At 55.7% G+C, this 22,456-nt stretch carries 24 protein-coding genes and 1 tRNA gene; 19 read left to right on the forward strand and 6 right to left on the reverse strand.

Translation table 11 applies throughout. From position 1 onward, the window contains the following. Positions 1-32: 32 nt before the first annotated feature. On the forward strand, positions 33-1,274 hold the full coding sequence (locus HWQ15_RS04630) for a multifunctional CCA addition/repair protein (protein ID WP_023298627.1): 1,242 nt from the start codon (positions 33-35) through the stop codon (positions 1,272-1,274). A gap of 13 nt (positions 1,275-1,287) precedes the next feature. Here HWQ15_RS04630 and bacA read toward each other — a convergent pair whose 3' ends face one another. Beyond that, the gene (gene bacA / locus HWQ15_RS04635) at positions 1,288-2,109 is read right to left on the reverse strand and encodes an undecaprenyl-diphosphate phosphatase (protein WP_003862545.1); all 822 of its coding nucleotides are present in this window, start codon (positions 2,107-2,109) and stop codon (positions 1,288-1,290) included. A 106-nt stretch (positions 2,110-2,215) separates the two neighbouring features. Then, complete coding sequence (folB, locus tag HWQ15_RS04640) at positions 2,216-2,584, reverse strand: bifunctional dihydroneopterin aldolase/7,8-dihydroneopterin epimerase (RefSeq protein ID WP_063149085.1); 369 nt, start codon at positions 2,582-2,584, stop codon at positions 2,216-2,218. 107 nt (positions 2,585-2,691) lie between these two features. Here folB and plsY point away from each other — a divergent pair, with 107 nt between their 5' ends. The 10 genes from plsY to ureG all read left to right on the forward strand — a co-directional run bounded on the left by plsY (position 2,692) and on the right by ureG (position 10,505). Beyond that, positions 2,692-3,306 carry a glycerol-3-phosphate 1-O-acyltransferase PlsY gene (plsY, locus tag HWQ15_RS04645; protein ID WP_022649440.1) on the forward strand — a complete coding sequence of 205 codons (615 nt, stop codon included), beginning with the start codon at positions 2,692-2,694 and terminating at the stop codon, positions 3,304-3,306. A 91-nt stretch (positions 3,307-3,397) separates the two neighbouring features. Continuing rightward, positions 3,398-4,864 carry an MFS transporter gene (locus HWQ15_RS04650; RefSeq protein ID WP_023306976.1) on the forward strand — a complete coding sequence of 489 codons (1,467 nt, stop codon included), beginning with the start codon at positions 3,398-3,400 and terminating at the stop codon, positions 4,862-4,864. A 155-nt stretch (positions 4,865-5,019) separates the two neighbouring features. Next, positions 5,020-5,847: an urease accessory protein UreD gene (locus HWQ15_RS04655; protein ID WP_063149084.1), complete on the forward strand. Its 828-nt coding sequence runs from the start codon at positions 5,020-5,022 to the stop codon at positions 5,845-5,847. Positions 5,848-5,857: 10 nt separating this feature from the next. Beyond that, complete coding sequence (locus tag HWQ15_RS04660; RefSeq protein ID WP_003862556.1) at positions 5,858-6,160, forward strand: urease subunit gamma; 303 nt, start codon at positions 5,858-5,860, stop codon at positions 6,158-6,160. A 10-nt stretch (positions 6,161-6,170) separates the two neighbouring features. Then, entirely contained in the window at positions 6,171-6,485 is a 315-nt protein-coding gene (locus HWQ15_RS04665; RefSeq protein ID WP_022649443.1) for an urease subunit beta, read from the forward strand. Further along, the gene (gene ureC, locus HWQ15_RS04670; RefSeq protein ID WP_023306978.1) at positions 6,478-8,181 is read left to right on the forward strand and encodes an urease subunit alpha; all 1,704 of its coding nucleotides are present in this window, start codon (positions 6,478-6,480) and stop codon (positions 8,179-8,181) included. Before HWQ15_RS04665 ends, ureC begins: the two co-directional genes overlap by 8 nt. 9 nt (positions 8,182-8,190) lie before the next feature. Beyond that, complete coding sequence (ureE, locus tag HWQ15_RS04675) at positions 8,191-8,655, forward strand: urease accessory protein UreE (RefSeq protein ID WP_023306979.1); 465 nt, start codon at positions 8,191-8,193, stop codon at positions 8,653-8,655. A gap of 9 nt (positions 8,656-8,664) precedes the next feature. Beyond that, positions 8,665-9,204, forward strand: coding sequence for a HupE/UreJ family protein (locus tag HWQ15_RS04680; RefSeq protein WP_003862561.1), 540 nt, complete (start codon positions 8,665-8,667; stop codon positions 9,202-9,204). Beyond that, complete coding sequence (locus tag HWQ15_RS04685) at positions 9,204-9,878, forward strand: urease accessory protein UreF (protein ID WP_046620811.1); 675 nt, start codon at positions 9,204-9,206, stop codon at positions 9,876-9,878. Before HWQ15_RS04680 ends, HWQ15_RS04685 begins: the two co-directional genes overlap by 1 nt. 9 nt (positions 9,879-9,887) lie before the next feature. Then, entirely contained in the window at positions 9,888-10,505 is a 618-nt protein-coding gene (gene ureG / locus HWQ15_RS04690) for an urease accessory protein UreG (RefSeq protein ID WP_023298635.1), read from the forward strand. A gap of 87 nt (positions 10,506-10,592) precedes the next feature. Here the strand turns inward: ureG and tsaD are convergent, their stop codons facing one another. Then, complete coding sequence (gene tsaD, locus HWQ15_RS04695; RefSeq protein WP_048966111.1) at positions 10,593-11,606, reverse strand: tRNA (adenosine(37)-N6)-threonylcarbamoyltransferase complex transferase subunit TsaD; 1,014 nt, start codon at positions 11,604-11,606, stop codon at positions 10,593-10,595. Positions 11,607-11,842: 236 nt separating this feature from the next. Here tsaD and rpsU point away from each other — a divergent pair, with 236 nt between their 5' ends. The 3 genes from rpsU (at position 11,843) to rpoD (ending at position 15,916) form a co-directional block, all read left to right on the forward strand. Beyond that, positions 11,843-12,058, forward strand: a complete 216-nt coding sequence (rpsU, locus tag HWQ15_RS04700; protein ID WP_001144069.1) for a 30S ribosomal protein S21 — start codon at positions 11,843-11,845, stop codon at positions 12,056-12,058. A 115-nt stretch (positions 12,059-12,173) separates the two neighbouring features. Next, on the forward strand, positions 12,174-13,919 hold the full coding sequence (dnaG, locus tag HWQ15_RS04705; protein WP_003862574.1) for a DNA primase: 1,746 nt from the start codon (positions 12,174-12,176) through the stop codon (positions 13,917-13,919). A gap of 152 nt (positions 13,920-14,071) precedes the next feature. Next, the gene (gene rpoD / locus HWQ15_RS04710; protein ID WP_006812010.1) at positions 14,072-15,916 is read left to right on the forward strand and encodes an RNA polymerase sigma factor RpoD; all 1,845 of its coding nucleotides are present in this window, start codon (positions 14,072-14,074) and stop codon (positions 15,914-15,916) included. Positions 15,917-16,018: 102 nt separating this feature from the next. On the opposite strand, the gene mug is transcribed toward rpoD, so the two are convergent. Beyond that, complete coding sequence (mug, locus tag HWQ15_RS04715; protein ID WP_023298636.1) at positions 16,019-16,525, reverse strand: G/U mismatch-specific DNA glycosylase; 507 nt, start codon at positions 16,523-16,525, stop codon at positions 16,019-16,021. Between the two features lie 124 nt (positions 16,526-16,649). Between mug and HWQ15_RS04720 the strand changes: the two genes are divergently transcribed. From HWQ15_RS04720 to HWQ15_RS04730, 3 genes are all read left to right on the forward strand, one after another. Next, positions 16,650-16,725, forward strand: a tRNA-Ile gene (locus HWQ15_RS04720). Between the two features lie 628 nt (positions 16,726-17,353). Beyond that, positions 17,354-18,160: a hypothetical protein gene (locus HWQ15_RS04725; protein ID WP_063215995.1), complete on the forward strand. Its 807-nt coding sequence runs from the start codon at positions 17,354-17,356 to the stop codon at positions 18,158-18,160. A gap of 103 nt (positions 18,161-18,263) precedes the next feature. Beyond that, the gene (locus tag HWQ15_RS04730) at positions 18,264-18,659 is read left to right on the forward strand and encodes a hypothetical protein (protein ID WP_023298673.1); all 396 of its coding nucleotides are present in this window, start codon (positions 18,264-18,266) and stop codon (positions 18,657-18,659) included. A 50-nt stretch (positions 18,660-18,709) separates the two neighbouring features. On the opposite strand, the gene HWQ15_RS04735 is transcribed toward HWQ15_RS04730, so the two are convergent. Next, on the reverse strand, positions 18,710-18,871 hold the full coding sequence (locus tag HWQ15_RS04735) for a hypothetical protein (RefSeq protein WP_154815981.1): 162 nt from the start codon (positions 18,869-18,871) through the stop codon (positions 18,710-18,712). 481 nt (positions 18,872-19,352) lie between these two features. Between HWQ15_RS04735 and HWQ15_RS04740 the strand changes: the two genes are divergently transcribed. Both HWQ15_RS04740 and HWQ15_RS04745 read left to right on the forward strand, forming a co-directional pair. Next, positions 19,353-20,303, forward strand: a complete 951-nt coding sequence (locus HWQ15_RS04740) for a hypothetical protein (RefSeq protein ID WP_063149082.1) — start codon at positions 19,353-19,355, stop codon at positions 20,301-20,303. A gap of 112 nt (positions 20,304-20,415) precedes the next feature. Next, positions 20,416-21,585: a DNA repair protein gene (locus tag HWQ15_RS04745; protein WP_063215993.1), complete on the forward strand. Its 1,170-nt coding sequence runs from the start codon at positions 20,416-20,418 to the stop codon at positions 21,583-21,585. Here HWQ15_RS04745 and HWQ15_RS04750 read toward each other — a convergent pair whose 3' ends face one another. After that, positions 21,586-22,350 (reverse strand): siderophore-interacting protein, encoded by a 765-nt coding sequence (locus HWQ15_RS04750; RefSeq protein ID WP_063149080.1) that lies wholly within the window; start codon positions 22,348-22,350, stop codon positions 21,586-21,588. Positions 22,351-22,456: the final 106 nt, after the last annotated feature.

Consider the following 22,456-nt stretch of genomic DNA (forward strand, 5'->3'; position numbering starts at 1 on the left):
ATCTTGCGAAAAGAGAAAACGGGAGTGTTGGCGTGAAGAGTTATCTGGTCGGTGGTGCGGTACGTGATGCGTTATTAGGTCTGCCGGTCAAAGATAAAGATTGGGTCGTGGTCGGTGCCACGCCCGAAGCGATGATTGACGCGGGCTACCAGCAGGTAGGCCGCGATTTTCCTGTGTTCCTCCATCCGAAAAGCCGCGAAGAGTACGCCCTGGCGCGTACCGAACGGAAATCGGGTTCCGGTTATACCGGCTTCACCTGCTATGCCGCGCCGGATGTCACGCTGGAGCAGGACTTACTGCGCCGCGATCTCACCATTAACGCCCTGGCGCAGGACGAAAACGGACATATCATCGACGCCTACGGCGGCCAGAACGATCTGCGCGATCGTCTTTTACGCCATATTTCCCCCGCCTTTTCTGAAGATCCGCTTCGCGTACTGCGCGTGGCGCGTTTTGCCGCCCGTTATGCCCATCTGAGCTTCCGTATCGCCGACGAGACGATGGCGCTGATGACGGCCATGACCGACGCGGGCGAGCTGGAACACCTGACGCCAGAACGCGTCTGGAAAGAGACCGAAAACGCCCTGACCACCCGCAACCCACAGGTCTTTTTCCAGGTTCTGCGCGACTGCGGGGCGCTGAAAGTGCTGTTCCCGGAAATAGACGCGCTGTTTGGCGTGCCCGCCCCGGCGAAATGGCACCCGGAAATTGATACCGGCATTCACACCCTGATGACGCTGAGCATGGCCGCTATGCTCAGCCCTGAAGTGGACGTGCGCTTTTCCACCCTCTGCCATGACCTCGGCAAGGGGTTAACGCCAAAGGAGTTGTGGCCACGCCACCACGGGCACGGTCCGGCTGGCGTAAAGCTGGTTGAAGGGCTTTGCCAGCGCCTGCGCGTGCCGAATGACATTCGCGATCTGGCAAAACTGGTCGCCGAGTTCCACGACCTGATCCACACCTTCCCGATCCTGAAACCCGCCACCATCGTCAGGCTGTTCGATAACATCGACGCCTGGCGCAAGCCGCAGCGCGTGGAGCAAATTGCGCTGACCAGCGAAGCGGACGTGCGCGGCCGTACCGGGTTTGAAGCGTCCGATTATCCGCAGGGTCGTTTGCTGCGCGAGGCGTGGGAAATCGCAAAAGCGGTGCCAACGAAAGAGGTGGTGGAGGCAGGGTTTAAAGGCCCGGAGATCCGCGAAGAGCTGACGAAACGGCGGATTGATGCGGTTGCGGCGTGGAAGGAAAAACGTTGCCCTCAGCCGAAAGACTGAGGGCGGTCGGTCATCAGAAGAAGACCACGTACACGGCAGCCGCGACGATAAAGCGGTAGATCGCGAACGGAATAAACGAGATACGCTTAATCAGTTGCAGGAAGGTTTTGATGGCAATCAGCGCCACGATAAAGGCGGTGATAAAGCCCACGGCGAACATCGGAATGTCGCCTACGGTCAGGAAGCCGATGCTTTTGTAGAGATCCAGTGCGGTGGCGCCCATCATCATCGGTACCGCCAGCAGGAACGAGAACTCAGACGCCGCGTAACGGCTCACGCCCATCAGCATCCCGCCGGAAATGGTTGCCCCTGAACGGGAGAAGCCCGGCCACAGCGCCAGACACTGGAAGCAGCCAATCATAAACGCCTGGCGATACGTCATATCGTCCAGACCTTCTGCACGCGGGGTTTTTGGCTTCAGCACTTCGGCGGCAATCAGCAGGAAGCCGCCGACAACCAGCGCGTACATCACGTTAATCGGGTTGAAAAGCGATTTTATGGTGTCGTGGAACACCAGCCCCAGCACCACCGCCGGGATCATCCCCAGCAGAATATGAATCAGCGTCAGGCGCCCCTTGCCCTCTCCTTCACGCTGCGGTAAACGCCCGAAGTGGATGCCGATCAGACCAAACAGACGACGCCAGAACATGACGACCACCGCCAGAATAGAGCCCAGCTGAATCACCACCTCAAACGTCTTTGCGGTATCGCCTTCAAAGCCCAGGAGATGGCCAACGATAATCATATGGCCCGTACTGGACACCGGCAAAAACTCCGTCAATCCTTCGACCACACCCAGAATTGCCGCCACCAGCAGCGAGTGCATATCGCTCATCTATAAACCCCTAAAAAGATATAAAAAAACGGTGTCCCACGCGGACAACCGTGAAAGATACAGCTTTAAGACCGATATAACCTAAAATGGTTTAGCAATTATGACGTTAAATCTTTCCTTTCAGATTTGTGCCACGCTCGATAATCACGCCCACATTGGCGGCGCGCGCCACCGCTCCCGGCTTGCTTAGTTTGATGCGCACCCACGGGGAGTTAAATTTGCTCAGTAGCAGGTCCGCTACCTCTTCCGCCACGCGTTCCACCAGCGCAAAACGTTGTCCTTCCACGTGGCCGATGACCGCTTCACTGATGTCGGCGTAGCTCAGACAGTCATTCACATCATCGCTTTTTGCTGACTTGCGGTTATCCCAGCCCATTTCGATATCGAACACCAGTTTCTGCTCGATGGTCTGTTCCCAGTCGTAAACACCAATTGTGGTGATTACCGAAAGTTGCTCTATAAATACAATATCCATCACGACCTGCCTGCTTTTTGGCTAAACCGGATACCACTTCCGGCGAATTATGCGTATTATCCACAGATGCTGAGAATACAGATACATTTTCAAAACGGAACAGCGTTATGAGTGCAATCGCGCCTGGAATGATTATCCTCGCCTACCTTTGCGGCTCAATCTCCAGCGCCATTCTGGTCTGCCGCATCGCCGGGTTGCCTGACCCGCGTGAAAGTGGTTCCGGGAATCCGGGGGCGACCAATGTACTACGAATTGGCGGCAAGGGAGCAGCCGTAGCGGTTTTGATTTTTGATGTTCTGAAAGGAATGCTCCCCGTCTGGGGTGCGTATGCGCTGGGCGTCACACCCTTCTGGCTGGGTCTGATTGCTATCGCCGCCTGCGTCGGCCATATCTGGCCCGTTTTCTTTGGTTTTAAAGGCGGTAAAGGCGTTGCAACCGCGTTTGGCGCGATTGCGCCGATCGGCTGGGATCTCACTGGCGTGATGGCGGGCACCTGGCTGCTGACCATCCTGCTGAGCGGCTATTCATCGCTGGGCGCCATCGTCAGCGCGCTGATCGCTCCGTTTTATGTCTGGTGGTTCAAACCGCAGTTTACCTTCCCGGTATCGATGCTCTCGTGCCTGATCCTGCTGCGTCATCATGACAACATTCAGCGCCTGTGGCGTCGCCAGGAAACCAAAATCTGGACGAAGCTCAAGCGTAAAAAGAAAGACGCTCAGTAAACCGTTCGTTATGCCTTATAACCAAATGTGATTTTTGTCCCCTTCTGCCTGTGGTAACTGTTAGGTACACAACACAACCACATAAAAGAAAATGGCAGAAATCACAGACACAACTCCCCTCCCAACGGCAGGAAACACCCCGGATGGCGACATCAAGTGGGTACGCAGCGCATCGGACGTTTCACGTCTCGTTAATGACGGCTCTCAGGGCCGGGCCAATGCCCGCATCGTGGTCGGTATCGCGCTCGGGGGAATTTTTCTCGATGCCTACGATCTCGGCGCGCTGGCATTCGGCATCAAAGACATCACCCGCGAATTTAACCTGACGCCCGCTGGTACCGGCATGGTGGCTTCAGCCATTACCTTTGGTGCCATTGTCGGGGCGCTGCTCGGCGGCTATCTTACGGATAAAATCGGGCGCTACCGCGTCTTTATGGCCGACATGGTGTTCTTTGTCGTCGCCGCCATCGCCTGTGCGCTGGCTCCGAACGAATATGTGCTGGCGGGCGCACGCTTTGTGATGGGTCTTGGCGTCGGGATCGACCTTCCCGTGGCGATGGCGTTTCTCAGCGAGTTCGCCAGGCTGAAAGGCCCGGGGAATAAAGCCTCCAGCGTGGCAATGTGGTGCCCCACCTGGTATGCGGCCATCAGCATCTCTTATCTTCTGGTGCTCTTCTTCTACGCCGTGCTGCCGGAAGGCCACAGCGACTGGCTCTGGCGTCTGATCCTTGGCTTCGGCGCGGTGCCCGCGCTGGTGATTATCGCCATCCGCAGCCGCTATATGAGCGAATCCCCGGTCTGGGCGGCGAATCAGGGCAATCTGAAGGAGGCGGCGTCCATCCTGCGGCAGTCGTACAACATTAATGCCCACGTGCCGCAGGATGCGCTTGACCAGCCCGCGCCGGTGGTCAATAAGGCAAAATGGTCGAACTACCTGAATCTGTTCCGCGGTATCTACCTGCGGCGTACCACGCTCGCCACGCTGCTGTCGGTTGTCTCCTCGTTCGCCTATAACGCCGTAGCCTTTGGCCTGCCGGTGATCATTTCCAGCTTCTTTGTGCAGTCGATGCTGACCACCATTCTGATCTCGCTGGCGCTTAACCTGCTGTTTGCGTTTGTCGGCGGGCTGCTGGCAGTGCGCTATGTTCCGCGCTTCGGCGCGTGGCGAATGTCACTGGCGGGTTACGCCTGCCAGCTGGTGGCGCTGCTCGGTCTGGCGCTGATTGGCCGCCCTGACGGGGCCACGGAAGGCGTGGTCGCCGTCGCGATGCTGGCGCTGTTCCTGTTTGGCCAGGGTTTTGGTCCGGGTGCGCATACCATGACGTTTGCCTCCTTGAGCTACCCGACCTCGCTGCGCGGCGTGGGCGTGGGGCTTAACCAGACGCTGATGCGCAGCAGTTCAACGCTGTCACTGTTTCTGTTCCCGCTACTGGTCGCGTCGCTGGATACCGCCGTGTTCTGGGTGATTGCGCTGGCGCCGTTTATCGGCCTGGTATCGCTGCTGGCGATCCGCTGGGAGCCGTCGGGGTATGATGTGGATGCAGAGGATTATCGCTAGCCTTTCTTGCCGGGTGACGCTGCGCTTACCCGGCCTACATTACTGAAACCGGCTCACATGAGCCGGTTTTTTATCCATAAGCGACTCATATGACAGCCTTCATTTCCGCCAGGGCATACTGAAACGTACCCCGATAGTGTGGAAATGGAAGCACCATGTTAGCAACTCAGGTCACTGATAATTCATACAAAGGCTGGCAGGCCACGCTTGCCCTCCAGTTTTGTTATACCCCTGAGAAAACCCTCCTCCATTCCGCGCGTCACACCGGGCCGCTCACCGTTCAGCGCCCGTTTTATCCCGAAGGGGAAACCTGTCACCTTTACCTGCTGCATCCACCAGGCGGGATTGTGGGCGGGGATACGCTGGATATTTCCGTGCGGCTCGACGCCAAAAGCCATGCCCTCATCACCATGCCCGGCGCCAGCAAGTTCTATCGCAGCAGCGGCCCGCTGGCCTGTCTGAATCAGCATTTTTACCTCGACGAAGAGGCCACGCTGGAGTGGCTGCCGCAGGACACCATAATTTTCCCCGGCGCTAACGCCGCGCTGCGTTCCGTCTTCCACCTTAAGGCCACCAGCACGCTGCTGGCGTGGGAGCTGTACTGTCTGGGCCGTCCGGTGATAAACGAAACCTTCAGCCACGGCACGCTGGAGAGCCGCCTTGAGGTGTGGGTGGATGGCGAGCCGCGTTTGATTGAGCGACTGCATCTTAACGATGGCGATCTGTCGCCCGTCGCAGGCCATCCGTGGGTCGGCACGCTGCTGTTCTACCCGGCCCGGGAAGCTCATCTTGATACAGTGCGCGAGCGGCTCGCCCCGCTGGAAAACTTTGGCGGGGCGACGCTCACCGACGACCTGCTGTCGGTGCGTTTTCTCTCCCACGACAACCTCATTTGCCAGCGGGTGATGCGCGATATCTGGCAGTCGCTTCGCCCGCTTTTAACCCCCAAAACCGCCTGTTCGCCGCGTATCTGGCAGACATAAGAGAAACGCTATGGAACTGACTCCCAGAGAAAAAGACAAGCTGTTGCTGTTCACCGCCGCGCTGGTTGCCGAACGCCGCCTCGCGCGCGGGGTAAAGCTCAACTACCCGGAATCGGTCGCGCTGATCAGCGCCTTTATTATGGAAGGCGCGCGCGATGGCGAAACCGTCGCCTCGCTGATGGAAGCCGGCCGCCACGTCCTGACGCGCGATCAGGTGATGGAGGGCGTGCCGGAGATGATCCCGGATATCCAGGTGGAAGCCACCTTCCCGGACGGATCCAAGCTCGTCACCGTCCACAATCCGATCGTGTAAGGAGCGCGTGATGATCCCAGGCGAATACCGGATCCAGTCCGGCAACATTGCACTCAACGTCGGGCGCGAAACCCGAAGTGTGATCGTGGAAAACCACGGCGACAGGCCGATCCAGGTCGGCTCGCATTACCACTTTTACGAGGTCAACCCGGCGTTGAAATTCGATCGCGAAGCCACCCGAGGCTACCGACTCAACATCCCTGCCGGCACTGCCGTGCGCTTCGAGCCCGGCCAGAAGCGGGAAGTGGCGCTGGTGCAGGTGACGGGCGCGCAGCGCATTTTTGGTTTTCGCGGCGAGGTCATGGGCGAGGTGAAACATGGCTGAGATTTCACGCCAGGCGTATGCCGATATGTTCGGCCCCACTACCGGGGATAAAGTGCGGCTGGCCGACAGCGAGCTGTGGATCGAAGTGGAAGACGATCTCACGATCTACGGCGAAGAGGTTAAATTCGGCGGCGGAAAAGTGATCCGCGACGGCATGGGACAGGGGCAGATGACCGCCGACGACTGCGTGGATCTGGTGCTCACCAACGCGCTGATTGTCGATCACTGGGGGATTGTGAAAGCGGATATCGGCATAAAAGATGGGCGGATCTTCGCCGTCGGCAAAGCCGGAAACCCGGACATTCAGCCCGGCGTGACGATCCCGATTGGCGCGGCAACGGAAGTGATCGCCGCCGAAGGGAAGATCGTCACCCCTGGCGGGATCGACACCCACATCCACTGGATCTGTCCGCAGCAGGCGGAAGAGGCGCTGGTCTCTGGCGTCACCACCATGATCGGCGGCGGCACCGGCCCTGCGGCAGGTACAAACGCCACCACCTGCACGCCGGGGCCGTGGTATATCGCCCGCATGTTGCAGGCCGCCGATACGCTGCCGGTGAATATTGGCCTGCTGGGCAAAGGGAACGGTTCAAACCCGGACGCGCTGCGCGAGCAGATCGCGGCTGGCGCCATCGGGCTTAAGATCCACGAAGACTGGGGCGCGACGCCTGCGGCAATCAACTGCTCGCTGGAGGTCGCTGAAGAGATGGATATTCAGGTGGCGCTGCACAGCGACACACTGAACGAGTCCGGTTTTGTCGAAGACACGCTGGCTGCCATCGCCGGGCGCACCATCCACACCTTCCACACCGAAGGGGCGGGCGGCGGCCATGCGCCGGATATCATCACCGCCTGCGCGCACCCGAATATTTTGCCCTCCTCCACCAACCCGACGCTGCCCTACACGGTGAATACCATCGACGAGCACCTGGACATGCTGATGGTCTGTCACCATCTCGACCCGGATATCGCCGAGGACGTGGCGTTTGCAGAATCCCGTATTCGTCGGGAAACCATCGCCGCCGAAGACGTGCTGCACGATATCGGCGCGTTCTCGCTCACCTCGTCAGATTCACAGGCCATGGGCCGCGTGGGGGAAGTGATTATCCGCACCTGGCAGGTGGCGCACCGCATGAAGGTGCAGCGCGGCGCACTGCCGGAAGAGACAGGCGAGAACGACAACTTCCGCGTGAAGCGCTATGTCGCCAAATACACCATTAATCCGGCTCTTACCCACGGCATCGCCCATGAGGTCGGTTCTATTGAGGCGGGCAAGCTGGCGGATCTGGTGGTCTGGTCCCCCGCTTTCTTTGGCGTCAAACCGGCCACCATCGTCAAAGGCGGGATGATCGCCTGCGCGCCGATGGGCGACATCAACGCCTCGATCCCCACGCCGCAGCCGGTGCATTACCGCCCGATGTTTGGTGCACTTGGTGCCGCACGCCACGCCACGCGGCTGACGTTTGTCTCGCAGGCCGCTGATGCCAGCGGCATTCCGCAGCGGCTCGGATTGCAAAGCGCCACTGCGGTGGTGAAAGGCTGCCGGACGGTGAAAAAGGCCGACATGATCCACAACGATTTACAGCCGAATATCACCGTTGACTCGCAAACCTATGAGGTTCGCGTCGACGGCGAATTGATCACCAGCGAACCGGCAGAAGTTTTGCCGATGGCGCAACGCTATTTTCTGTTTTGAGGAGTGATGATGATTTATTTAACCCAACGCCTGGACCACGCGCACCCGATTACCGCCAGCGTCACGCTGCCGATTGACGTGCGGGTGAAAAGCCGCGCCCGCGTGGCGCTGAACGACGGTCGCGAAGCCGGGCTAATGCTGCCGCGCGGCCTGTTGCTGCGCGGGGGCGACCTGCTGACTACCGACGACGGCAGCGAAGTGATCGAAGTGATCGCCGCCCCGGAGTCGGTTTCCGTGGTGCGCTGCGCCGACCCTTTCCTGCTCGCCCGCGCCTGTTATCACCTGGGCAACCGCCACGTACCGCTGCAAATCATGCCCGGCGAACTGCGCTACCACCACGATCACGTTCTCGACGACATGCTACGTCAGTTCGGGCTGGAGGTGACCTTCGCCAGCCTGCCCTTTGAACCGGAAGCGGGCGCTTACACCAGCGATGCCCACAGCCATGGCCACTCCCACGCTCATTCACATTAAGGACTCATCATGCGTAAGTATTTACCGCTGTTTCTGCTGGCCTTTTCCGTTCCGGCGCTTGCCCATCCCGGGCACGGAACCGACAGCTTTCAGGCAGGTTTTCTCCATCCGCTGACCGGGCTGGATCACCTGCTGATGCTGACGGGGGCTGGCGTGCTGTCCGCCCTGAGCGGCCGCAAGCTGCTGCTGCCGTTAGCAACGCTCGGCATGATGCTTGCTGGCGCCGTTGCGGGCAGCCTGCTCGGCGGCTTTAGCGGCATGGAGATGCTGATTATCGCCTCGCTGGCGGTCTGCGGCGTGATGATGTTTAAGACTGAAAATCGCCTGCTGCTGGCGGTTCCAGCCCTGGCGATGTTCCATGGCTGGGCGCACGGCGTGGAGATGTCCGGCCACAGCTTCTGGCTCTTTACCAGCGGATTTATGTTAGCCAGTGCCACGGTGCTGTGCGCCAGCTTCGCGGCAGGGCTGCTGCTGCGCCGTCACGACGGCCTGCGTAAAACCTTCGGCGGCGGGCTGATCGTCTCTGCCCTGCTGGCGTTGATGAGCTGATGGAGCACGCCCGCCAGCGGCTGCGCCTGATGCAGCTCTCCAGCAGTAGCCTGCCGGTCGGATCGTTTACCTGGTCACAGGGGCTGGAGTGGGCTGTCGAGGCCGGGTGGATCACGGACGCTGAGGCCTTCAGGCGCTGGCAGATCCAGCAGATGGAGCAGAGCTTTTTCTGCGTCGACCTGCCGCTGTTTATCCGCCTGTACTGTGCCTGCGAGCAGCAGGACGTCGCGGCAGCAAAACGCTGGACGGCATACCTGCTCGCCTGTCGGGAAACGCGCGAACTGCGCGAGGAAGAACGCAACCGCGGCGCAGCCTTTACGCGCCTGGTTAAAAGCTGGGAACCCGCCTGCCCGGCAGAATGGCTGCCGCTGTTGATGCAGAGCCAGCTCGGCGGTATGGCGTGGCTCGGCGTGCGCTGGGGCATTAGCGCGCGCGAGCTGGCGCTGAGCCTCGGCTACAGCTGGATTGAGAGCGCGGTGATGGCGGGCGTCAAGCTGGTGCCGTTTGGGCAGCAGGCCGCACAACAGCTGATTATCGACCTGAGCGACCATTTTGCCGCTGGGTTTGAACAGGCATTTTTACGTGGCGACGACGCGCTGGGGGCAGCTACGCCGCTGTCCGCCATCGCCTCCGCGCGCCACGAAACCCAATATTCACGACTATTCCGTTCCTGAGGAGTCAATATGGCTGATTACAAACATCCCCTGCGCGTTGGCGTGGGCGGCCCGGTAGGGTCGGGCAAAACCGCCCTGCTGGAAGCGCTCTGCAAGGCGATGCGCGACACCTATCATCTTGCGGTGGTGACTAACGATATCTACACCAAAGAGGATCAGCGCATCCTGACCGAGGCGGGTGCGCTTGAGCCAGAGCGCATCGTAGGGGTGGAAACGGGCGGCTGTCCGCACACCGCCATCCGCGAAGATGCCTCAATGAACCTGGCAGCGGTGGAAGCCTTGAGCGAGAAGTTCGGCAATCTGGATCTGATCTTCGTCGAAAGCGGCGGGGATAACCTGAGCGCGACCTTCAGCCCGGAGCTGGCGGACCTCACCATCTACGTGATCGACGTGGCCGAAGGGGAAAAAATCCCGCGCAAGGGCGGGCCGGGGATCACCAAATCCGATTTTCTGGTGATCAATAAAACCGACCTCGCGCCGTACGTGGGGGCGTCGCTGGAGGTAATGGAGCGCGACACTAATCGCATGCGCGGCGAGCGTCCGTGGACCTTTACCAACCTGAAGGCGGGTGACGGGCTGGCGACGATTATTGCGTTTCTGGAAGAGAAAGGGATGCTGCGGATGTAGTGCGGTTTATTGCCGGGTGGCGGCTTCGCCTGACCCGGCCTACGATTTTTGCAGACCCGGTAAGCGCAGCGCCACCGGGCAAAAGACTTACGCCTCAGGCAGCTCCGCCAGCGGCCAGCGCGGACGCACGGACACGCTCAGGTCAGCCGTGGCGCCAGCGTTCAGGCGCACCATCCCGGCGTAGGCGATCATCGCCCCGTTATCGGTACAAAATTCCGGACGCGCGTAGAACACTTCCCCACGACGCTTTTGCATCATTTCGGCAAGCTTCGCGCGCAGCGTACGGTTGGCGCTCACGCCACCGGCCATCACCAGGCGCTTAAAGCCCGTCTGATCCAGCGCACGCTTGCACTTGATCATCAGCGTATCCACCACCGCATCTTCGAACGCGCGGGCGATGTCGGCACGCGTCTGCTCGCTGTCGTCGTTATTGCGAATGGTGTTCGCCGCGAAGGTTTTCAGACCGGAGAAACTAAAATCCAGCCCCGGACGATCGGTCATCGGACGCGGGAAGACAAAGCGCCCTTCCGTTCCCTGCGCGGCCATTTTCGACAGCATCGGGCCGCCAGGATAATCCAGGCCAAGCAGCTTGGCAGTTTTGTCGAAGGCTTCACCGGCCGCGTCGTCGATCGATTCGCCCAGCAGCTCATACTTGCCAATGCCCGTTACGCTAATCAGCTGCGTATGACCGCCGGAGACCAGCAGCGCCACAAACGGGAACGCTGGCGGATTGGCTTCCAGCATCGGAGCCAGAAGATGTCCTTCCATATGGTGAACCGGAATGGCCGGAACGTCCCACGCGAAGGCCAGCGAACGCCCTACCGTTGCGCCGACCAGCAGCGCGCCAACCAGGCCCGGTCCTGCAGTATAGGCCACGGCATCAATATCTTTTGCACTTAACCCGGCCTCTTTCAGTGCCGCCTTAATCAGGGGAACCGTTTTACGCACGTGGTCACGAGAGGCCAGTTCAGGCACGACGCCGCCGTAGTCAGCGTGCAATTTCACCTGACTATACAGTTGGTTGGCCAGAAGCCCTTTTTCGTCGTCGTAAATCGCGATGCCGGTTTCATCGCAGGATGTTTCAATACCCAGTACACGCATGACTTGTTTTACCTCGTTTCAATACCGCGCAGTGTAGAGCCTGGGCGGGTTGATGTAAAACTTTGTTCGCCCCAGGAAGAAGCCTCGTGTATACTCTTCCCCCTTATAAAAGTCCCTTTCAAAATCGCATCGGTGCTTTACAAAGCAGCAGCATTTGCAGTAAAATTCCGCACCATTTTGAAATAAGCTGGCGTTGATGCCAGCGGCAAACCGAATTTATTAAAGGTGAGAGTTACATGCCGGTAATTAAAGTACGTGAAAACGAGCCGTTCGACGTAGCACTGCGTCGCTTCAAACGTTCATGCGAGAAAGCAGGTGTTCTGGCTGAAGTTCGTCGTCGTGAGTTTTATGAAAAACCAACGACCGAACGTAAGCGCGCTAAAGCTTCCGCTGTGAAACGTCACGCGAAGAAACTGGCTCGCGAAAACGCACGCCGTACTCGTCTGTACTAATCTGTTGAGGGCCACAGCCCTCAATTGACAGACAGAGTTGTAGTCGTAAGGCCGTGCTTCCGGAAGGAATGCGCGGCTTGTTTTCGTTTATAAGTCGCTTAAATTTTTGGGGCATATGGCCGGAAGAATCCCACGCGTTTTCATCAATGACCTGCTTGCCAGAACCGACATCGTCGATCTCATCGACGCGCGGGTGAAGCTAAAAAAGCAGGGCAAGAACTACCATGCGTGCTGTCCGTTCCATAACGAAAAAACCCCCTCTTTCACCGTAAACGGTGAAAAGCAGTTCTACCATTGCTTCGGCTGTGGCGCACACGGTAATGCCGTCGATTTTTTGATGAACTACGATAAGCTCGAGTTCGTTGAAACCGTCGAAGAGCTGGCGGCGATGCATAACCTTGAAGTGCCGTATGAAGCAGGCAGTGGGCCAAGTCAGATCGAGCGCCATCAGCGGCAAACGCTATATCAGTTGATGGATGGCCTGAATTCGTTTTACCAACAGTCTCTTAAGCACTCTGCGGCTGAGCCTGCGCGTCAGTATCTGAACAAGCGCGGACTGAGCGACGATGTGATTGCGCGTTTCGCTATTGGTTACGCCCCGCCCGGCTGGGACAACGTGTTAAAGCGTTTTGGCGGCAATAGCGAAGATCGTAAATCCCTCATCGACGCAGGCATGCTGGTCACCAACGACCAGGGACGAAGCTACGACCGCTTCCGTGAACGGGTGATGTTCCCGATCCGCGACAAGCGTGGCCGGGTGATAGGCTTTGGTGGTCGCGTGCTGGGTGATGCCCTGCCGAAATACCTTAACTCCCCGGAAACCGATATTTTCCATAAGGGCCGCCAGCTTTACGGTCTTTATGAGGCACAGCAGGATAATGCGGAACCTCCGCGTCTTCTGGTCGTCGAAGGCTATATGGATGTTGTTGCGCTGGCGCAGTACGACATTAACTATGCCGTTGCGTCGCTGGGAACGTCCACCACGGCGGACCATATCCAGTTGCTGTTCCGCGTCACCAACAACGTGATTTGCTGTTACGACGGTGACCGCGCAGGACGCGACGCCGCCTGGCGAGCGCTGGAAACCGCGTTGCCGTATATGACCGACGGGCGTCAGCTACGCTTTATGTTCCTGCCCGACGGTGAAGACCCGGATACGCTGGTGCGTAAAGAGGGCAAAGCGGCATTTGAAGCGCGGATGGAGCAGGCTCAGCCGCTCTCCACGTTCCTGTTTAACAGCCTGATGCCGCAGGTTGATTTGAGTACCCCTGACGGGCGCGCGCAGCTCAGCACGCTGGCGCTGCCGTTAATCAGCCAGGTGCCCGGCGAAACGCTGCGCATCTATCTGCGTCAGGAGTTAGGCAACAAGCTCGGCATTCTGGATGACAGCCAGCTTGAACGTTTAATGCCTAAACAGGCTGAAAACGGCACGGTACGCCCCGCGCCTCAGCTAAAACGCACAACCATGCGTATACTGATAGGGTTGCTGGTGCAAAACCCTGAACTTGCTCCGCAAGTGCCGTCACTGGCGGGTTTGAACCACGAAAAATTGCCCGGACTTGGCTTATTTTCAGAATTGGTCAACACTTGTTTGTCGCAGCCAGGTCTGACCACCGGACAACTTTTAGAGCATTATCGCGGCACAAAAGAGGCCGCTACCCTTGAAAAACTGTCGATGTGGGACGATATAGCAGATAAGGATATCGCAGAAAAAACGTTCACCGACTCACTCAACCATATGTTTGATTCGATGCTTGAGTTGCGCCAGGAAGAGTTGATAGCTCGCGAGCGCACCCATGGCTTAAGCAGCGAAGAACGCCGGGAGCTCTGGATGATTAACCAGGAACTGGCGAAGAAATAAAAAATTTAACGGCTTAAGTGCCGAATATCGATCGGGAAGCCCCGGCAGCCGCACTGAGAGGCAGCGGCAAAAATATAAGTACGCCCTCGCTTTAAAGGTTGGCAGCCCTATCGCCGACACCAATCAAACGAATTAAGTGTGGATACCGTCTTATGGAGCAAAACCCGCAGTCACAGCTGAAACTTCTTGTCCAACGCGGTAAGGAGCAAGGCTATCTGACCTATGCCGAGGTCAATGACCATCTGCCGGAAGATATCGTCGATTCAGATCAGATCGAAGATATCATCCAAATGATCAATGACATGGGCATTCAGGTGATGGAAGAAGCACCGGATGCCGATGATCTGTTGCTGGCTGAAACCTCCAACAACACTGATGAAGATGCGGAAGAAGCTGCTGCACAGGTACTGTCCAGCGTGGAATCTGAAATCGGGCGTACCACTGACCCGGTCCGCATGTACATGCGTGAAATGGGTACCGTTGAACTGTTGACCCGCGAAGGCGAAATTGACATCGCAAAACGCATCGAAGACGGGATCAACCAGGTTCAGTGCTCTGTTGCCGAATACCCGGAAGCGATTACCTATCTGCTGGAGCAGTACGATCGCGTTGAAGCGGAAGAAGCGCGTCTGTCCGATCTGATCACTGGCTTTGTCGACCCGAACGCTGAAGAAGATATGGCGCCAACCGCCACTCACGTCGGTTCTGAGCTGTCTCAGGAAGAGATGGATGACGACGAAGACGAAGATGAAGAAGAAGACGACGACAGCAGCGACGACGACAACAGCATCGACCCTGAACTGGCGCGCGAGAAGTTTGCCGAGCTGCGTACTCAGTACGAAGTGACGCGTGACACCATCAAAGCGAAAGGCCGCAGCCATGCTGCCGCTCAGGAAGAGATCCTGAAGCTGTCGGAAGTGTTCAAACAGTTCCGCCTGGTGCCAAAACAGTTCGACTACCTGGTGAACAGCATGCGCGTGATGATGGATCGCGTACGTACCCAGGAACGTATCATCATGAAGCTGTGTGTTGAACAGTGCAAAATGCCGAAGAAGAATTTCATCACCCTCTTCACCGGCAATGAAACCAGCGAAACCTGGTTCAACGCCGCTATCGCGATGAACAAGCCGTGGTCTGAAAAGCTGCACGACGTGAAAGAAGACGTACAGCGCGGCCTGCAAAAGCTGCATCAGATTGAAGAAGAGACCGGCCTGACCATCGAGCAGGTGAAAGACATCAACCGTCGTATGTCTATCGGTGAAGCGAAAGCCCGCCGTGCTAAGAAAGAGATGGTTGAAGCGAACTTACGTCTGGTTATCTCTATCGCCAAGAAATACACCAACCGTGGCCTGCAGTTCCTGGATCTGATTCAGGAAGGCAACATCGGTCTGATGAAAGCGGTAGATAAGTTTGAATACCGTCGTGGTTACAAGTTCTCCACCTATGCTACCTGGTGGATCCGTCAGGCGATCACCCGCTCTATCGCAGACCAGGCGCGCACCATCCGTATTCCGGTGCATATGATTGAGACCATCAACAAACTCAACCGTATCTCTCGCCAGATGTTGCAGGAGATGGGCCGCGAGCCGACGCCGGAAGAGCTGGCTGAACGCATGCTGATGCCGGAAGACAAGATCCGTAAAGTGCTGAAAATCGCTAAAGAGCCAATCTCCATGGAAACACCAATTGGTGATGATGAAGATTCGCATCTGGGTGATTTCATCGAGGATACTACCCTCGAGCTGCCGCTGGACTCTGCCACCACCGAGAGCCTGCGTGCCGCTACGCACGACGTGCTGGCTGGCCTGACCGCCCGTGAAGCGAAAGTGCTGCGTATGCGTTTCGGTATCGACATGAACACCGACCACACGCTGGAAGAAGTGGGTAAACAGTTTGACGTGACCCGCGAACGTATCCGTCAGATCGAAGCGAAGGCGCTGCGTAAGCTGCGCCATCCGAGCCGCTCTGAAGTACTGCGTAGCTTCCTGGACGACTAACCCATGTAAACCGCAAAAAGCTCCCAATCGGGAGCTTTTTTTTTGTTTATTCCCTCTCCCTGTAGGAGAGGACCAGGGTGAGGGCATCAGGCCGCAGAGGAGCTAAAGCCCCCTCACCACCAGCGCCTCATCAAGTTCCCGATACGCCTCCACCAGCTTGTCCAGCGTCGCCCTGTTCAGCCCGCTCGGATTCGGCAACACCCAAACCTGCGTTACGCCAATGGTAATGTTCTGCTTACCCCACTTCGCACCGCGCTGGCTGAACGCCTGCTCGTAGGCCTGCTTGCCGAGGATCGCCAGCGCCGCGGGCTGGTAGTCTTCAATCTTCTTCACCAGTTCCCGCCCGCCAGTACGCAGCTCATGCAGATTTACTTCGCTCGCCTGCACCGTTGGACGCTCGACCAGCATGGTGATGCCACAGCGCGTATCCAGCAGTTGCTGCTCTTCTTCCGGCTTAAGCTGTTTGTCGGTAAAACCGGCCTGGTGGATCACCTTCCAGAAGCGATTTCCCGGATGAGCAAAGTGAAAACCGGTGTGCGCCGAGGACTTGCCCGGGTTGATTCCGCAGAACACCACCCGCAGGCCAGGGGCCAGAATATCGTTGATCATCTCTACTCCTGTCTATGCATCTTAAGATAAGTATAAAGGATTGATTATGCGTTGTTTATAAAAACAGCAGGCAGGTGTGAATGGCTGGATTGATGAGGGGAGTTACTTTATAATTCACCGCCACGGCCCCTTAGCTCAGTGGTTAGAGCAGGCGACTCATAATCGCTTGGTCGCTGGTTCAAGTCCAGCAGGGGCCACCAAATTTTAGCTTTAGAATCATCCCGTTAAGCCACTCAATTGAGTGGCTTTTTTGTTACTCAATACATGAGTGTCGCACGAAAGTAAGAGCGTCTCCCGCTCATCAAGGTTTTGATAAAGCCCTGTCCCGGGCAAAGAGGGGTTTACTCATTACTCCGGAGGTTCGTTCCGCTTGATAAGAAGGAGCTAATGGTGGAGTATCGGAAAGCAGCCCACCAGCGTGGGGCAATTAACATCATTACGAATAATGGTGCGCCCAGCTTATACGAGCTCTACCGCGATAATGGCTTTACGGTGCATGAGTTCGATAACCAGCAAAAAATATCATGTAAGGATGATAATCGAAATCGCGTCAACAATATTATTGCTGTGCTTTAGCGCTCAAAAAGTAATAAAAAAGATCATTGAAAGTTATAAACCCAGAGAGTTATATTCACCAAGCCAATTAATCACCAAGAATTGATCTGTTTTTGTGATAATTGAGTCATTTTTAAGACCCCCATCACATTCTAAGACATTTCTAACGAGCATATTAATATCCGTAGGCAGGGGCTTAAAAAAATAGAAGCTATAAGTAGATCTATTTAATCTTATGCCCTCACTCGTCCCACCTGATATAAGGATATATGTATGAACATCGTAGAAGAAGCGGTTAAAAGCATCAATACAATGTACGAAGGCGGCTCAGCACCTCTCTCTGAATATAAATTCCAATCTCATGAACTTGCCCAAAAACAAGCGCAAATGTTATTCACCAATGATCGGGGTGATATCGAAAAAGACGCTCAATTCAGAATGAATCAGACGGGTAACATTTTCTATGTTTCAACTTCACCAGAACTAATCGAAAAAACAAAAAAACTATTCGATAGTGTAACGGTTTTATTCGCGGCAATGACGGCAGGGTTAAACGCATGTGAAAAATCACTGTTTGACTATGACACCTGGCGCTCGGTCATTGGCAAATCAGGCTTCTTTGTTGAAGTACAGAAAACTAGAAATATGATGACGATTAAAAATAGCGGCGTTACTGTAAATACCCAGATTGTTCAGCAGTTGCTGCCAGGGCTGACTTCTGGCAGCGCAATGGAAATTGCCAAAGGCGTTCTGAGTGCAGTTAATGGTGAGTTTCAGGCGTCTGAACGTGCGGAAGAAGCTAAGATCGGACATCTCCTTTTCATCTGTGAAGAGCTTTTTGGTGCCCCAAGCGTCACAGTGCGCTTGTTCTTTGCGTCTAAAAAATCGCATAGCACCTTTACGAACTCTCCATGCCACAAGTCAGTTTCGACTACTTTTGAACAACTGCAAGAAGCGAATACATACCTGTTCGTATCTCCTGAAAGTATCGCTGAATATGCGAAGCGATTCACTGAGCAACCGGAAGAGTATTTAAATCTCATTGAGCGTTTCAAAGAAATGATCAACCCGCGTAAATAATTTTGGTTACAAAGTATAGGCTGCACATTGCAGCCTATATAAGTAACTCTTAGTGATTTCAGCTTACACTATTACCCATACAACTTACTGGAGGTGATTTCGTATGGTTAATCCATTCAAAATCATATTAGTTTCTCTGGCAATCGTAATTATTTTTGCGAATCAGTCCATTGCAAACATATATGTGTGTGACCAAGATCCATGCACTACCTGGAAACCAATAACAGATGCACAACGGGCAATGGAGTCTTTCGATGAGTTAAAAACAAGGGTTGATGTGGCTTTAATAAATTCATCAAATGATCGTATTAAAAAAGGTGTCTCCGATGCGAATTTGAATCTTTATCTAAAGTCGAATTTGTGGCATAAGGGTGGTAGTGCGCCTAAATCATACGAGCATCTGACAGCTTATGTCTATGAAGATAATGTACATGTAGAGACCTGCCATATCCATTCCTACAAGACGAAACTATTCGGACCTTACGTCACCACTTGTTAAAAATAACAGGATCAAAGGAGACAGGGCCGCAAGCGGCCCTGTCGGTATTTTTACTGCTTGGTGTGCGGCATCACGCCTTGCAGGTTAAACTCAACACCTTGAGCCTCGAAGGTTTTGTACTTAAGACTATCAGCCTTAAATTGAACTCCCCCGAACACCAGCGCAACAATGATGACAACAGACAGAAGTAGATCACGAAGATTTACGTTCATTATGCCTCCTTGCGGAGCCGCACCCTTTTTCCCTTAGTTAATCCGGGCGTTCACAATGGGTGCAATCAAAATTTGTGAACTTGGATTGCTAGGGTCGGCGTGGTTGTAAGGCTTTCATACCCGGCGGGGGCTAACCCGCTGAAAGGCCTAAGGCAAGAGCTATCTCGCCAATTTAGTGGCTCTCTTTCGAAAGCATCTAAGGGGCGAGAATGCCCATTGCCAACACTACACATCCAGCACTCGGTTCACGGGTGACATTGTGCCAAAAAATGCCACTATATCAACTGCTTTTTTGAAGCATGTACTATCATCATCAAGGACTTAAAGTTTACAAAAAGTGAATAAAATACTTGATAGGAAGTGACAAAAAGGTAGACTGTCCTTGTGAACTTGGATTGCTAGGGATAACGCAAAGTGAAACGCTAGCTACGTTTTACTTCGAAGGGCCGCTAACCCTTCCAGCGTATCGAATTACCTGTATATGCAGGCGATGAAAGCCACCTTTTGGTGGCTTTTTTCGTTTCTGGCACCCAGCTCTTTGACCAGTGGAGTCTTGTTAGCCTCTTTTCTGACTCAACCACCAAATCTCATCACTATGTCCATCATCATAATTCAAGGCGCGATCTGTTCAGGCCATGAAGGCTTCCCGCCCCCCCCTGCCGTCGCAGGGGAGACGTTCTTTACAGTTAACGGTATACCTGCGCAGGTGAATGGCATGCCATTTGACAAGCACAGCGACAAAAACAGCTCCCTTGATGGCGTCGCTATATCTACTCACCCCTGGTACACCTCAACCTCATGGGAGTTGTGTGCATGGGCGATCCGGTCTCCTGCGGTTCTGTGGTTGCATCCGGCGATCCGCTTATCTTCATTCTCAGAGGCCTTCATGCTTGAACAACAGTACCAGATCGACGCTTTCAATGCGCAATGCGTACGCAAAGCTGGTGGGCTTACCCCGCCCGATTCTGCTACGCTGTACCGCTCAGCAGTAAAGCGTATAAATCAGCTCGTTTCTGAACTCAGCGCACTTTTACCCGAAACGATCACTTACCCGCCCAGCCTCGCTGGGGTCATTTCGACGCTCGACGGTATTACTGAAGACCTCACTGATGCCGCAACCCTTTTTGAGGCAGTGATTGAGCTTATCGAAAGCAATGCAGATGTCGCCACGCCGCAAGCTGTACTCTCCCTCGTTAATAGCGTGTCAACTTCGGATCCGAAATTCGCATTCACCATTCTGAACCACATTTTGATAGCCGTGGGCACGGCGCACCCAGCAGATCCTGGGGCACCGGTCGTTATCCCAGAGGATTTACTGGATGACGTTTCAGATGCCGTTGAAGCCTTTGCGGAAGATACCGGGCCATATAGCAAGCACATACGGAGCCCACCACACGTAGCCCGGCCTGTCGCTTCCCCTCACAAACCCTAAAAACTAAAGAAATCCCCCATCGCGCCGATCATCATCCGTGTGTATTATTTCCAGTAGCTTTTACAACAACTAACCTTAACTCAAATACTTAAGCGCCAGAGCGAAAGGCATCATGAGCACACCGATCAAACGGCTAGAAATCATTAAAAATGCCATTGAGCTGGAAGATGACGACATCATCCGGAGCCAGTTGAAACGTCTCAAAGAGGAAGCCTTTGACGATAATCTCCTGTCCATCGTCGCGGCGCTTGAGCAGAAAAATTACACCGCAGCCCTTCGCGCTATCACCGCCTGGCTGCAAAGCCAGCGCGCCGTTACCCCGTGGCGTGACCCGCAACTGGCGGCCAGCAAGCTGGAGCTGAAAGCTCTGGAAGAGCGCTTGCGCGATCTGATTGATCGCCGTAACGCCCGGGTACAGCAGCTTGATGAGTTCAACGATCTCTATTTCTCCCGCCTCGGGCCGTTGATGCAGCAGATCCTCGCCCTGCGTAAAACGCTGGCGGAGCTTAACCTGCGTCGTCAGCAGGCGGAGACGCGTCGTCGGGAAGAGGATTACCGCCGCTGCCAGCGCTATATGGCGCAGGCCGTAGAGGATCTGACAACGCTCACCCGGCGCTGGCGAGATCTGCCTGCGGATTCCGTTCAGGCGGCAGAGGCGCGCAAGCATCTTCAGCAGCAAAGTAATCTGATTGCCAACCTGCTGGCCGAAGCGATGGAGCTGGAGACCGGTTTAACGCGTGAAGAAGAACCAGCACGTCAGGCGCGCGATGAGGCCAACGAAGAGTACAAAAAGTATCGCGAACAGCATCATGATGCCGAAATGCGCCTGCGTAAAGGCAAGGCTCTCTCTGAAGAGGATCGGAACGAGCTGAAGCGGCTCTGGCGTCAGGCGAGCAAGCTATGCCACCCGGATCTGGTTGCCGATGATTTAAAAGAGGAAGCCAACAGGATGATGGTGCAACTCAACCAGGCCAAACAGCGCGGCGACGTGAAGGCCATTCGCTCGCTGGTCGCCCGTCTGCAACAAGGGTTTGAACCGATGATGGCGAGCGACAGGCTGAACGACCTGGAACGTATTCGCAAAAAAATGGCGCAGGTGCGTGAGCAAATCGACACCCTGGTGAACGAGCTGGCAGAGCTGGAGAAGGAAGAGTCCTGGCTGCTCGTCTCGTCGCTCAGCAATATGGAAGCCTACTTTGCCCAGCAGGAGAAAGCGCTGAGAGAGGTATGCGCCTCGCTCGAACATCAGGTGAGCGAAGCGCAGCTGGATCCCGCAGCCTGATTATTTGGCGTGCCAGTACGCACTGGCACGTACCAGTTGTGGGTCAATTGCGTCGGTTTCAAACTGACGGCTCAGGCGTTTCACCACCTTCCCCTCTCCGGTCAGCCAGATAAAGTAATCCTCTTCCGGCACGGCCAGCGCTGCAAGATGGTCGGCTACCGCCTGCTCGTTGTGGCCGATAACCCAGGTGATGTTGAACCCGCTCAGGTGCGCCAGATAGTCCTGGTACGCCGCATCGCCCACGGTGACGATGGCGTGGATCGCCGGGGGAACAGGCAGTTTTGCGATGCTTTCTAAACGGCGGCGCAGCGCGGGCATACCCGACTCGTCGCACACGTACAACTGCCAGGCGTAATCTTCCGGCACCACCAGCGAACCACGCGGACCGCCGATGGTCAGCTTGTCGCCCACCTTCGCCTCTACCGCCCAGTTGCTGGCAATGCCGCCATCATGCACGAAAAAATCGAGCGCCAGCTCGTGTTTTTCGTCATCGTACAGCGGGGTGTAGTCACGCGCCTGCGGACGCACCCCGTCGCCCCAGTCGATGCCTTCATCGGTCACCACAGGCGGCACGAAAGGGGTGCCCGGTGCCGGGAAAAAGACTTTGGTATGGTCGTCAAAGCCGCGAGAGCTAAAGCCCTCCAGCGCCTCGCCGCCTAGTACAATGTGCTGAAATCCTGCGCTGACTCGCTCAGTGCGCATCACGTTCAGCTCACGAAAACGCAGGTCATTGCGGACACGTTGAGGGTAACGGGTAGATGCCATGTTGATGCCCTTCTCAGGTGAATACGATATATCGGAATGAATTTTTAATGATAATGATTGCTATTAACTCAGAAATCAAGATCTTTTAGATTGCATCTGAATATAT

Origin of the sequence: Enterobacter sp. DSM 30060, from assembly GCF_013375955.1 — a bacterium.
Taxonomy (GTDB): Bacteria; Pseudomonadota; Gammaproteobacteria; order Enterobacterales; family Enterobacteriaceae; genus Enterobacter; species Enterobacter intestinihominis.